11 protein-coding genes are annotated in these 12,842 nt (G+C 62.0%); all 11 read left to right on the top strand.

Features of this window, described 5'->3' with window-relative positions:
* Positions 1-6 precede the first annotated feature (6 nt).
* On the top strand, positions 7-909 hold the full coding sequence (locus tag HX898_RS26885) for a sugar phosphate isomerase/epimerase (protein ID WP_138334051.1): 903 nt from the start codon (positions 7-9) through the stop codon (positions 907-909).
* 62 nt (positions 910-971) lie between these two features.
* Positions 972-2,204 carry a sugar ABC transporter substrate-binding protein gene (locus HX898_RS26890; RefSeq protein WP_138334053.1) on the top strand — a complete coding sequence of 411 codons (1,233 nt, stop codon included), beginning with the start codon at positions 972-974 and terminating at the stop codon, positions 2,202-2,204.
* A gap of 246 nt (positions 2,205-2,450) precedes the next feature.
* Positions 2,451-3,353, top strand: a complete 903-nt coding sequence (locus tag HX898_RS26895; RefSeq protein WP_003552007.1) for a sugar ABC transporter permease — start codon at positions 2,451-2,453, stop codon at positions 3,351-3,353.
* Positions 3,350-4,177: a carbohydrate ABC transporter permease gene (locus HX898_RS26900; RefSeq protein WP_171599532.1), complete on the top strand. Its 828-nt coding sequence runs from the start codon at positions 3,350-3,352 to the stop codon at positions 4,175-4,177. The genes HX898_RS26895 and HX898_RS26900 overlap by 4 nt, the downstream gene beginning before the upstream one ends.
* Positions 4,174-5,244, top strand: a complete 1,071-nt coding sequence (locus HX898_RS26905) for an ABC transporter ATP-binding protein (RefSeq protein ID WP_138334055.1) — start codon at positions 4,174-4,176, stop codon at positions 5,242-5,244. The genes HX898_RS26900 and HX898_RS26905 overlap by 4 nt, the downstream gene beginning before the upstream one ends.
* Before the next feature lie 301 nt (positions 5,245-5,545).
* Positions 5,546-7,090, top strand: a complete 1,545-nt coding sequence (gene pehA, locus HX898_RS26910) for a phosphoric/sulfuric ester hydrolase PehA (RefSeq protein ID WP_138334056.1) — start codon at positions 5,546-5,548, stop codon at positions 7,088-7,090.
* Between the two features lie 34 nt (positions 7,091-7,124).
* The gene (locus HX898_RS26915) at positions 7,125-8,759 is read left to right on the top strand and encodes an ABC transporter substrate-binding protein (RefSeq protein ID WP_180196288.1); all 1,635 of its coding nucleotides are present in this window, start codon (positions 7,125-7,127) and stop codon (positions 8,757-8,759) included.
* 188 nt (positions 8,760-8,947) lie between these two features.
* Positions 8,948-9,955: an ABC transporter ATP-binding protein gene (locus HX898_RS26920; RefSeq protein ID WP_180196289.1), complete on the top strand. Its 1,008-nt coding sequence runs from the start codon at positions 8,948-8,950 to the stop codon at positions 9,953-9,955.
* Positions 9,946-10,947 (top strand): ABC transporter ATP-binding protein, encoded by a 1,002-nt coding sequence (locus HX898_RS26925; RefSeq protein WP_138334061.1) that lies wholly within the window; start codon positions 9,946-9,948, stop codon positions 10,945-10,947. Before HX898_RS26920 ends, HX898_RS26925 begins: the two co-directional genes overlap by 10 nt.
* A gap of 3 nt (positions 10,948-10,950) precedes the next feature.
* The gene (locus HX898_RS26930) at positions 10,951-11,880 is read left to right on the top strand and encodes an ABC transporter permease (RefSeq protein WP_138334063.1); all 930 of its coding nucleotides are present in this window, start codon (positions 10,951-10,953) and stop codon (positions 11,878-11,880) included.
* A gap of 11 nt (positions 11,881-11,891) precedes the next feature.
* On the top strand, positions 11,892-12,761 hold the full coding sequence (locus HX898_RS26935) for an ABC transporter permease (RefSeq protein WP_180196290.1): 870 nt from the start codon (positions 11,892-11,894) through the stop codon (positions 12,759-12,761).
* Positions 12,762-12,842: the final 81 nt, after the last annotated feature.

A 12,842-nucleotide genomic window follows, 5' to 3' on the forward strand; every position in this document is an offset into this window, starting at 1 on the left:
CGTGACGTGAGCAACCCTGCAAAATCCATTCGAATCGGCACCATGGTCAGCGGCAACAAGGGCGATGCCGCTACCCGCATCGGCGAGATCGCCGGCATGGGCTTCGAAAGCTTCGAACCCTTCTTCTGGCAGACGACCAAGGGGCAGGATCTCGCCGAACTCGGCAAGCGCTGCCTCGATGCGATCGGCGACCGCGACATCACCATCTCGACGCTTGGCATGTTCGGCAATCCGCTGGAAGAGACCGCAATCGACCTCGAGACGCTGGAGGGCTGGAAGCATTGTATCGACAATGCCCATCATTTCGGCGCCACCTGCGTTGCCGGCTTCACCGGCCGCATCCGCGGCAAGCCGCTGACCGACAGCCTGCCTCGCTACAAGCAGATCTGGAGCGAGCTTGCCAAGCGGGCGGCCGACAAGGGCGTCAAGATTGCTTTCGAGAATTGCGCCATGGACGGCAACTGGGCAAGCGGCGACTGGAATATCGCGCATAATCCCGACGCCTGGGAACTGATGTTCAACGAGACGCCGGACGATAATATCGGGCTGGAGTGGGAGCCGTGCCATCAGATGGTCTATCTGATCGACCCTTTGCCGCAGATCCGCAAATGGGCGCATAAGTTCTTCCACGTCCACGGCAAGGACGCGACCATCCGCTGGGAGGTCATCAAGGAACACGGTATCTTCGGCAAGGAGAAATTCGTCTTCATGCGCACGCCGGGCTTCGGCGACAGCAACTGGACCGACATCATTTCCGAGCTGCGCCTTGCCGGCTGGTCGGGCTCGATCGACATCGAAGGCTGGCACGACCCGGTCTATCGCGACGCGCTTGAAATGACAGGCCAGGTCTATGCGCTGAACCACCTCAAGCATGCCCGGGGCGGCGAATTCGTCGTCGATCCCATCTGATGATATCGTTTCCGGCAAGGAGGAATTGCCGGAAACGGGGATAACCACAAAGGAGGAGAACCATGGCTATCCGCAAATATGCAATTCTGGGCGCTCTCGCGCTTGCAGGCGTCTCGCTGTTCGGTCTTTCGGCCAAGGCCGAGGACGTCACGCTGACGCTCTGGTCGCTGGACAAAGACACCCAGCCGGCGCCGAACCTCGTCAAGGAGTTCAACGCCCAGAACAATGGCATTAAGATCGAATACCGGCTGATCCAGTTCGACGACGTCGTCACCGAGGCCATGCGCGCCTATGCGACCGGCCAGGCGCCCGATATCATCGCCGTCGACAATCCGGAGCATGCGCTGTTTTCGTCGCGCGGCGCCTTCCTCGATCTCACTGACATGATCGCCAAGTCGACCGTCATCAAGCCGGAGAACTACTTTCCGGGGCCGCTGAAATCGGTCGAGTGGGATGGCAAGTATTTTGGGGTGCCGAAGGCGACCAACACGATCGCGCTCTACTATAACAAGGACATGTTCAAGGCCAAGGGCCTCGATCCGGCGAAGCCGCCGCAGACTTGGGACGAGCTCGTCGAGGACGCGCGCAAGCTGACCGACCCCGCCAAGAATGTCTATGGTCTCGCCTTCTCGGCCAAGGCCAACGAGGAGGGCACCTTCCAGTTCCTTCCTTGGGCTCAGATGGGGGGCGGCAGTTATGAGCACATCAACGCCGAAGGCGCGGTGAAGGCGCTCGAGGTCTGGAAGACGATCATGGACGAGAAGCTCGCTTCTCCCGATACGCTGACGCGCGGCCAGTGGGATTCGACCGGCACCTTCAATTCCGGCAATGCGGCAATGGCGATCTCGGGTCCATGGGAGCTCGACCGCATGACGCAGGAAGCGAAGTTCGACTGGGGCGTCACTCTGCTCCCGGTTCCCAAGGAAGGGGCTGAACGCTCCTCTGCCATGGGTGACTTCAACTGGGCGATCTTCGCCACCAGCAAACATCCGGCCGAAGCCTTCAAGGCGCTCGAATATTTCGCTTCGCAGGACGACAAGATGTTCAAGAACTTCGGCCAGCTCCCGGCCCGTTCCGACATCTCGATCCCCGAGACCGGCCAACCGCTGAAGGACGCCGCCCTCAAGGTCTTCCTCGAACAGCTGAAATACGCCAAGCCGCGCGGCCCGCATCCGCAATGGCCGAAGATCTCCAAGGCGATCCAGGACGCTATCCAGGCAGCACTCACCGGCCAGATGAGCCCGAAGGACGCGCTCGACCAGGCCGCGGACAAGATCAAGGCTGTGCTTGGGTGAAGAACGTTTCGGCGCAGCCGAAGCAATCGATCCAGTGAATCGATTGCAGCGACGAACGCCCTGTGCCCAAAGCGAAGGGCCGGGGGCCGCCGTTTGCTCCCTCTTCTCCCCAGCGGGGAGAAGAGGAACCGGAAGCAAAGCGTCTTTTAACCGGATGAGCCTCGGTTCATCCCATCATTTCCTCCCGGCAGGGGCCGTCTTCCGCATCATGCGCCAGGCGGCCCCGTTCGGAGTATCGGAGGACCCATGAAGAGGATCCTGATGAGCGTCAGGGACGGCCGCGGTTTCGATATCGTGCTGGTCGCTTTCCCGCTCGGCTTTCTGTTCCTGATGGCGGGGCTGCCGCTGATCTACAATGTCGTGATGAGTTTCCAGGAGGTCGACATGTTCAGCCTCGGGACCTTCTCGCGTCCCTTCGTCGGCTTCAAGAATTATACCGACCTCTTCGCGCAGCCGGAGACGCTGCCGATCCTCTACAACACCGTCATCTTCGTCGTCGGCTCCATCGCCGGCCAGTTCCTGATCGGCTTCGGCCTGGCGCTGTTCTTCTGGGTCAATTTTCCCGGCGCCTCATGGATGCGCGGCCTGTTCCTCGTCTCCTGGGTGATGCCCGGCCTCGTCGTCGGCGCCATCTGGAACTGGATTCTGTCGGGCGATTTCGGCGTGCTGAATTTCATCCTGAAGGAAAGCGGCATCATCTCGGGCAACATTTTCTGGCGCTCGGACCCGCATTATTCGCTCTATGCCGTCATCATCGCCAATGTCTGGCTCGGCACCTCCTTCAACATGATCCTGCTCTCCGTCGGCCTTGCCGGCATTCCCGCCGATCTCTACGAGGCCGCCGAACTCGACGGCGCCAATGTCTGGCAGCGCTTCTGGACGATCACGCTGCCGATGATGCGCTCGACCATCGGCGCCATCATCGCACTTGGCCTGATCTTCACCTTGCAGCAATTCGATCTTTTCGCCGCGATCACGTCGGGCGGGCCGAACAATTCATCGAACGTCACGCAATACTGGGCCTGGGATCTCTCCTTCCGCCAATACGACTTCGCCAAGGGCGCAACGATCTCCGTCATCATGATCGTCTTCGTCATGTTCGCGTCCGTCGTCTATGTCCGGTCCACACGCCACGAGGTGCGCGGATGATTACGACGAACCGCGACCGCCTGATGCTCGCCATATCGGTCGTCATGGCGGCGATCTATCTGTTCCCGCTCTACTGGATGTACATCACCGCGCTGAAAAGCGGCTCGGAGATGTTCGCGACGCCGCCGAGCTTCTGGCCGACTGCACCGCAATGGGGCACCTATGCCTATGTCTGGGAAAGCCGCGACATGGGCCGCTATCTCTGGAACTCGCTGGTCATCGCTCTCGGCTCCATGGCGCTCATCACCCTGCTTGGCGTCGGCTGCGCCTATGTGCTCGCCAGATACCGCAATGTCTGGGTGGATATCGGTCTCTTTCTCATCCTCATGCTGCAGGTCCTGCCGGCCTCGCTGATGATCACGCCGATCTTCGTCGGCTTTTCGCAGATTGGCATGCTGAATTATCCACGCCTTGCCGTCATCATCGCGGTCGCGGCAAAGAGCATGCCCTTCTTCGTCATTCTGGTGCGCGCCACCTTCATGAGCGTTCCCCAGGAACTGGAGGAGGCGGCCCTGGTAGATGGCAATTCGCGCGTCGGCGCCTTCTTCAACATCGTGCTGCCGCTCGCCCGCAACGGCATCCTGGTCAGCGCCATCCTGATCTTCATGCAGGCCTTCGGCGAATTCGTCTATTCGAAGTCGATGATCCAGGCGGTTGACCTTCAGCCGGCAAGCGTCGGCCTCAATTCCTTCATGGGGCCGAACACCAACGAGTGGAACAACATCATGGCCTACGCCACGATGTATGTGACGCCGATCCTTGCCATCTTCGTTCTCTTGCAGCGCCGCATCGTATCCGGCCTCACCTCTGGAGCCCTCAAATGACCACACAGATCGAGCTCAGAGGCGTCAACAAATATTACGGCGCCTTCCACGCCCTGAAGAATATCGACCTTTCGATCGCCAAGGGCACTTTCGTCGCGCTCGTCGGCCCGTCGGGCTGCGGCAAGTCCACGCTGCTGCGCTCGCTTGCCGGCCTCGAAAGCATTTCGTCGGGCGATCTCAGGATTGCCGGCGAGCTGATGAACGGCGTGCCGCCGCGCAAGCGCGATGTCGCCATGGTGTTCCAGTCCTATGCCCTTTATCCGCACATGACGGTCGAGGAAAACCTGACTTACAGCCTTCGCATCCGCGGCATCGCCAAGGCGGAGGCCAAGAAGGCCGCCGAGGACGTGGCGGCGACGACAGGTCTTTCCCATCTCCTGAAGCGCTATCCGCGCGAGCTTTCCGGCGGTCAGCGCCAGCGCGTCGCCATGAGCCGCGCCATCATCCGCCACCCCAAGGCCTTCCTGTTCGACGAGCCGCTGTCCAATCTCGATGCTGCGCTGCGCGTCCACATGCGCAAGGAAATCCGGTCGCTGCACGACCGACTGCACGCCACCTTCGTCTACGTCACGCACGACCAGGTCGAAGCAATGACGATGGCCGACCATGTGGTGGTGATGCGCGACGGCGTCATCGAACAGCAGGGCGCGCCGCTGGACCTCTACGACCGGCCGGCGAACCGGTTCGTTGCCGGCTTCATCGGTTCGCCGGCCATGAATTTCATCCCCGCGATCGCCGCGGAAGACGGAAAGAGCCTGATCCTGGATTTCGGCGCGGTGAAACAGACGCTTGCGATATCACGCGCCATCGAACCCGGGCGTAAGCTCATCGCCGGCATCCGGCCCGAACATATCGGCGTCGTCGAGCCCGGGCATGGCAGTTTCGATGTGCCGATCGCCTTCGTCGAATCGACCGGTTCCTCGACCTTCATCGTCGCGGAGACCCAGCCGGAACTGACGATCGTCGAGACGCGGCGCGACAGGGTCAAGGCAGGAGACATGATCGGACTTTCGATCGATCCGACCCAGATCCATCTCTTCGACGCGTCGACGGATCACTTGGTATAGACTCAGTCGAGCACCGATCCGGCAGAGCAGCCGTCGTCTGATCGTAGGAGACGTCTCTCGCGTCCATGATCTTGCCGAGGGAAGCACGCCTCAGGTTCTCAAAGAACGGCAAAACGGACAGTGCGTGCCGCGGTCAGGTCACGCGCGCGCGATGAGTGTGTCGTGAATATTACAATTGCATGACGCTTCTGGAATAAAAGCGAAGAAACCCACGATCCGTTCAATGTCATGGAACTTTGAAAAAGTGGTCATCGCGCTGCAATAATCGCGGTTCAAACAGCCCCGCACAAGTGGGGGCTCCATGCGAAAGAAAAACGTTCTACTCATCGTCGTTGACCAATGGCGAGCCGATTTCGTTCCGCACGTTCTGCGTGCCGACGGGAAAAACGATTTCCTGAAGACACCCAATCTCGACCGGCTCTGTCGCGAGGGCGTGACCTTCAGGAACCATGTGACGACCTGCGTTCCCTGCGGCCCGGCCCGTGCGAGCCTGCTCACCGGCCTCTACCTGATGAACCATCGCGCCGTGCAGAACACGGTGCCGCTCGACCAGCGCCACCTCAACCTCGGCAAGGCGTTGCGCGGCGTCGGCTACGATCCGGCGCTGATCGGCTATACGACGACGGTGCCGGATCCGCGCACCACTTCGCCGAACGATCCGCGCTTCAGGGTGCTCGGCGACATGATGGACGGCTTCCATCCGGTCGGCGCCTTCGAGCCCAATATGGAGGGCTATTTTGGCTGGGTGGCACAGAACGGCTTCGAGCTGCCGGAGCATCGTCCTGATATCTGGCTGCCCGAGGGCGAGGGCGCCGTTGCCGGCGCCACCGACCGTCCGTCACGCATTCCGAAGGAATTTTCGGACTCGACCTTCTTCACCGAGCGGGCGCTGACCTATCTCAAGGGCCGCGACGGCAAGCCCTTCTTCCTGCATCTCGGTTATTACCGGCCGCATCCGCCCTTTGTCGCCTCTGCTCCCTATCATGCCATGTACCGGCCGGAAGACATGCCGGCGCCGATCCGCGCAGCCAACCCGGACACCGAGGCTGCACAACATCCGTTGATGAAATTCTATGTCGACAGCATCCGCCGCGGCTCCTTCTTCCAGGGCGCAGAAGGGTCCGGTGCGACGCTCGACGAAGCGGAACTGCGCCAGATGCGCGCGACCTATTGCGGCCTGATTACTGAGGTCGACGATTGCCTTGGCCGGGTCTTTAACTATCTCGATGAGACCGGACAGTGGGACGATACGCTGATCATCTTCACCAGCGACCACGGCGAGCAGCTCGGCGATCATCACCTGCTCGGCAAGATCGGCTACAACGATCCGAGCTTCCGCATTCCGCTCGTCATCAAGGACGCCGGCGAAAATGCACGCGCCGGTGCGATCGAAAGCGGCTTCACCGAGAGCATCGACGTCATGCCGACCATTCTCGACTGGCTCGGCGGAAAGATCCCGCACGCCTGTGACGGCCTGTCGCTGCTGCCCTTCCTGAGCGAGGGCCGGCCGCAGGATTGGCGTACCGAATTGCACTACGAATACGACTTCCGCGACGTCTATTATTCCGAGCCGCAGAGTTTCCTCGGCCTCGGCATGAATGATTGCAGCCTCTGCGTCATCCAGGACGAGCGATACAAATACGTTCATTTCGCAGCGCTGCCGCCGCTGTTCTTCGATCTGCAGCACGATCCGAACGAATTCACCAATCTCGCCGACGATCCGGCCTATGCCGCGCTCGTGCGGGACTATGCGCAGAAGGCGCTCTCCTGGCGCCTGAAACATGCCGACAGAACCCTGACCCACTATCGCTCCGGCCCCGAAGGCCTGAGCGAACGCAGCCATTGATCCGAACCACCAGAGAACCCAAGGAGATATTCCCATGGTCACCTTCACCCGTCGCGGTGCTCTCGGCCTTGCCACCGGCGTCGCCAGCTCGCTGATCCTGCCGCGTTTTTCCATCGCCCGGGCCGACAACCGTCCTTCGATCACCATCGCCGTCCAGAAGATCTCGAACTCGAACACGCTGGATACGTTGCGCGAACAGTCGAATGTCGGCCAACGCATCTTCAATTCGTCGCTCTGGGAAAGCTTGATCGGCCTCGACTGGCTCGGCAACCTCTCGGCCGTTCCGTCGCTCGCCACCGAATGGCGCCGCATCGACGACAAGACCGTCGAGCTGAAACTTCGCCAGGGCGTCAAATTCCACAATGGCGACGAGATGACGGCCGAAGACGTCGCCTTCTCCTTCAGCAAGGAACGCATGTTCGGCGATACGCAGCCGAGCACCGGCAAGACGATCTTCGTCACCGAAAAGAACCCGCTCGGCCGCGAAAGCAAGGAACTGCCGGTCGAAATTCCGGCCGTCGCCCGCCGTATCTGGCCGGCCCTGCTCGGCATCGAAATCATCGACAAATACACCGTCCGCTTCGTCAACGGTTCGCCTGACGTGACGATGGAAGGCCGCATCTCCGTTGCCGCCAGCGCCATCGCCAACCGCCGCAGCTGGGATGAGGCCAAGAGCTATCTCGACTGGGCCCGCGCACCGATCACCACCGGTCCCTACCGCGTCGCCGAATTCAAGCCGGATACCTACCTGATCTACGAAGCGCATGACGAGTATTGGGGCGGCCGTCCTCCGGTGAAGCAGATCCGCTTCGTCGAAGTTCCGGAAGTCGCCTCGCGCGTCAACGGCCTGCTGTCCGGCGAATATCACCTCGCCAGCGACATCCCGCCGGACCAGATCGAAGGCATTGAAAAGAACGCGGCCTTCGAAGTCCAGGGCGGCATCATCACCAACCACCGCCTGACTGTGTTCGATAAGACCCATGCCCAGCTCGGAAACCCGCTGGTGCGCCGTGCCTTCACGCATGCCATCGACCGCCAGGCGATCGTCGACTCGCTCTGGGCAGGCCGCACGCGCGTTCCGGCCGGCCTGCAGTGGGACTTCTATGGCGACATGCTGGTCAAGGATTGGACCGTGCCGGAATATAATCCGGATCTCGCCCGCCAACTTCTCAAGGAAGCCAACTACAAGGGCGATCCGATCCCGTATCGCCTGCTGAACAACTACTATACCAACCAGACCCCGACGGCGCAGATCCTCGTCGAAATGTGGGCGCAGGTCGGCCTCAATGTGCAGATCGAGATGAAGGAAAACTGGCAGCAGATCCTCGAAAAGACGCCGACGCGCGCCGTCCGCGACTGGTCGAACTCCGCGAGCTTCCCCGATCCGGTTTCCTCGATCGTCGCCCAGCACGGTCCGAACGGCCAGCAGCAGCAGGTCGGCGAGTGGACCAACGCCGAAATGAACACGCTGTCGACCTTCCTCGAGACCAGCACCGATCGCGCCAAGCGTCATGACGCTTTCGCCCGCATGCTGCAGATCTGCGAGCGCGAAGACCCCGCCTATACCGTTCTCCACCAGAACGCCGTCTTCACCGCCAAGTCGAAGTCGATCAATTGGAAGGCCGCATCGGCCTTCGCCATGGACTTCCGCCAGGGCAACTGGTCCTGATCAAGACCTGACGACATCAGCGAGCCGGGGGAAACTCCGGCTCGCTGCCATTTGGTGCACCGGCTATCCGGAAACCAGGCAAGCCCGACAGGCACGAGCATGATGCCGAATAGTGTGAGCGGTTTTCGGACGACATCATGCTCTCATTCGGATCTGGCGGCCGGCGGGAATGCAAGAGGGAGAGGCGAATGCCATTGGTCGAAATTTCCAATTTGAAGGTCGCTTTCAGCGGTATCGAAGTCCTGCACGGCGTCGATCTGGCGATCGAGAAGGGCGAGGCGGTGGGTCTCGTCGGCGAATCCGGCTGCGGCAAGTCGGTCACCTGGCTGGCGGCACTCGGGCTCCTGCCTGGAAAGGCTTCCGTCTCAGGCAGCGTGCGTCTCGGCAGCGATCAGCTGATCGACGCGTCGCGCACGAAGCTCGAAAGCATTCGCGGCAGCCGCATCGCCATGATCTTCCAGGATCCGTCGAGCTCGCTCAACCCGGTTATCCGCGCCGGGCGCCAGATCGCCGAAGCCGTCGAACTGCACCGCGGCCTGACCGGCAGGGCCGCCCGCAACGAGGCCGTCCGCCTGATGGAAATGGTCGGCATTCCTGACGCGGTGCGCCGTTTCGACAATTTTCCGCATGAATTTTCCGGTGGCCAGAACCAGCGGCTGATGATCGCCATGGCGCTCGCCGGCAATCCTGATCTGCTGATCGCCGATGAGCCGACGACGGCGCTGGACGCAACCATCCAGGCGCAGATCCTCGATCTGCTGATTTCGATCCGCGAGGAAACCGGCATGGCGATCGTCTTCATCAGTCATGATCTCGGGGCGGTGTCGCAGATCTGCGAACGCGTCTGCGTCATGTATGCCGGCAACATCGTCGAGAAATGCCCGACGGAATCGTTGTTCCGGTCGCCGCGCCATCCCTATACGCGCGGACTATTCGATGCCATTCCGCGTATCGATGCCGGCCGCGACCGGCTGGTACCGATACCCGGCACCGTGCCGCAGCCCGGCCGGATGCCCGGCGGCTGCGCCTTTGCGCCGCGTTGCGGCCATGCCTCGGAACTCTGTCATAACAAGGTGCCGCCGCTCGTCGCACTTGACGACGACCGTGCAACCGCCTGCTTCCATCCGCTCGGCGACGGCGCCACCGCATCAAAGCCGAACCTCACGCAGGCACAGCAGGGAGTGGCATGGGCATGAGCGAACATCAGCTGATCGAAGCGAACGACCTCGTCAAGACCTATACGATGCGCCGCGGCGTCTTCGGAAAGCCGAGCCATGTCCGGGCGGTCGACGGCGTTTCGCTGTCGGTCGCGCCGAAGACGACGCTCGGCATCGTCGGTGAATCCGGCTCAGGAAAATCGACGATGGGCCGGCTGCTGCTCGGGCTCGAAGCTCCGACCGAAGGCAGCGTCCGATTCGACGGGGAGGCGATGCCGGCACTCAGAACGCCGCGCTGGCGTAGCCTGAGGGCGCGCATGCAGCTCGTCTTCCAGGATCCGTTGGCAGCCCTTGACCGGCGTATCTCGATCGGCGCTCAGATCGGCGAACCGCTTGCCATCCATGCCGTCGGAAGCGGGGAGGGGCGGCGCGAACGTGTCGACGAACTGCTCGTCGCCGTCGGTCTTCGCCGCGATCAGGCGGAGCGTTATCCGCACGAGCTTTCGGGCGGCCAGCGCCAGCGCGTCGTCATAGCGCGCGCCATCGCCACCAATCCGGAGCTTCTGGTCTGCGACGAACCGGTCTCGGCTCTCGACGTCTCCATCCAGGCGCAGGTGATCAACCTGTTGCGCGACCTGCAGGAAAAGCGCGGCATCGCCATGGCCTTCATCAGCCATGACCTGAAGGTCGTACGCAACATCGCCGATCGAGTCGCGGTGATGTATCTCGGCCGGATCGTCGAGGAAGCAGCTTCGGAGGATATTTTCCGCAGCCCGTTGCATCCCTATACGCAGGCACTGGTCTCCAGCGTTCCGGTTCCCGGCACGGCGCTGCGCGACCGTATCATCCTGCAGGGAGAACCGCCGAACCCCGCTGCCCGGCCTGCCGGCTGCGCCTTTCATCCCCGCTGCGGCCATGCGGTCGAGCGCTGTCGCATCGAGACGCCTGAACTCGTCACCGTCGAGGCGGGCCGGAGAGCTGCCTGCCACCTTGTTGCGCCCGCACCCGCATCAACGCTCATGGAGAGCTGAGCCATGATCCGTTTCTTCCTGATAAGAGCGTTCCGCGCACTGATGACCATCGTGCTGGTGGTCACCTTCGCCTTCGTCGTCCTGCGTCTTTCCGGCGACCCGGCCTTGACGATCATGGGTCCGGAAGCGCCGCCGGAGGCAATCCGCGCCTTCCGCACCGCCTGGGGTCTCGATCAGCCGATCTGGGTGCAGTATCTGCGTTATTTCGGGGCGATCGCCCGCGGGGATCTCGGTATCTCGATGCGCGACGGCCAATCGGCGATCCAGCTCGTGCTCGACCGCATTCCGGCAACGCTGGAGCTGACGATCCCGGCCCTCATCCTTAAGCTGGTGATCGGCATTCCGGCCGGCGTCTACGCCGCCCTCCACCGCGACAGCTCGACCGACCGCGCCGTCATGGCGAGCGCGGTGGTCGGCTTCACCATGCCGAGCTTCGTGCTCGGCCTCGTGCTGGTGCTGATCTTCTCCGTCACGCTCGGCCTGCTGCCATCGGGCGGCCAGGACAGCTGGATGCATGCCATTTTGCCGATCATCACCATGAGCATCGGCGGTGCCGGCATTCTTGCCCGCTTTGCCCGAAGCGCGATGATCGAGGTGCTTGGCCAGCCCTATATCCGCACCGCCAGCGCCAAGGGCACTGCCTGGCGAAACGTCGTCTGGCGCCATGCGCTGCCGAATGCGGCGATCCCGATCGTGACGATCGCCGGCTTCATGGTCGGCACACTGATCGCCGGCGCCGTCGTGGTGGAATCGCTGTTCTCCTGGCCAGGCGTCGGCCGGCTTCTCGTCGTCGCCGTCTCAAACCGCGATCTCGCCGTCGTCCAGTGCATCCTGTTGCTGGTGGCAGCGACCATGGTGTTTTCGAATTTCGTCGTCGATATCCTTTACGGCTATCTCGACCCGCGTCTGCGCAGCAACCAGGCAAGGCATTAAGGAGCGGAACCATGACAAATATCTCTGCTCAACCGGCGACCGTCATCCACGAAGTGCGCGCAACGAAGAAGCGCGGCGTGCCCGTTTTCGTGATCATCGGCTTCGCCTGGATCGCCGTCGTGATCCTGATCGCGCTGACGGCCGACTGGATCCGGCCCTACAATATCACCGCCTTCGACCTGAAGAACCGGCTGTCACTGCCAGGCAATGCCGCGCATTGGCTCGGAACCGACGAACTCGGCCGCGATGTTCTCTCCCGCCTCATCGTGTCGATCCGCATCTCGCTGCTGATCGCCTTCGGCGCAACGCTGATCTCGGCCTTCGTCGGCACGACGCTCGGCTTTCTCGCGGCCTATTTTCGCGGCGTTGTCGAACAGATCGTCGTCATGCTTGCCGATTTTCAGGCCGCCATGCCGTTCCTGATCATGGCGCTCGCCGTACTTGCCTTCTTCGGCAGTTCGCTGCCGCTGCTTATCTGCCTGATGGGCTTCTACGGCTGGGAACGCTATGCGCGCATCGCCCGCGGCCTTGCCATCGCCGCCAGTGGCCAGGGTTATGCCGCCGCCGTCACGCAGCTCGGCGCCAAGCCGGCCCATGTCTATCTCAAGCATATCCTGCCGAACATCGCCTCGACGCTGATCGTCTCGATGACGCTGACTTTCCCAGAGATCATCCTGATGGAAAGCAGCCTTTCCTTCCTCGGCCTCGGCGTGCAGCCGCCGATGAGCAGCCTCGGTAACATGGTCGGCTACGGACGCGAATATCTGACCCGCGCGCCCTGGATCATGCTGGCGCCGTCCTTCGTCATCATGCTGACGACGCTGTCGATCAGCATCACCGGAGACTGGCTGCGCGACAAGCTCGACCCGACGATCGGCTGACATCCTGCCGGTCGAGCTTCGATCGTCTCGCAAAAAAACAGATCCTGCACATTCATCGCTGTTGACAACGGCGAGCAATCG

Source organism: Rhizobium sp. WYCCWR 11128 (genome assembly GCF_013416305.1).
GTDB classification, from domain to species: Bacteria; Pseudomonadota; Alphaproteobacteria; order Rhizobiales; family Rhizobiaceae; genus Rhizobium; species Rhizobium indicum.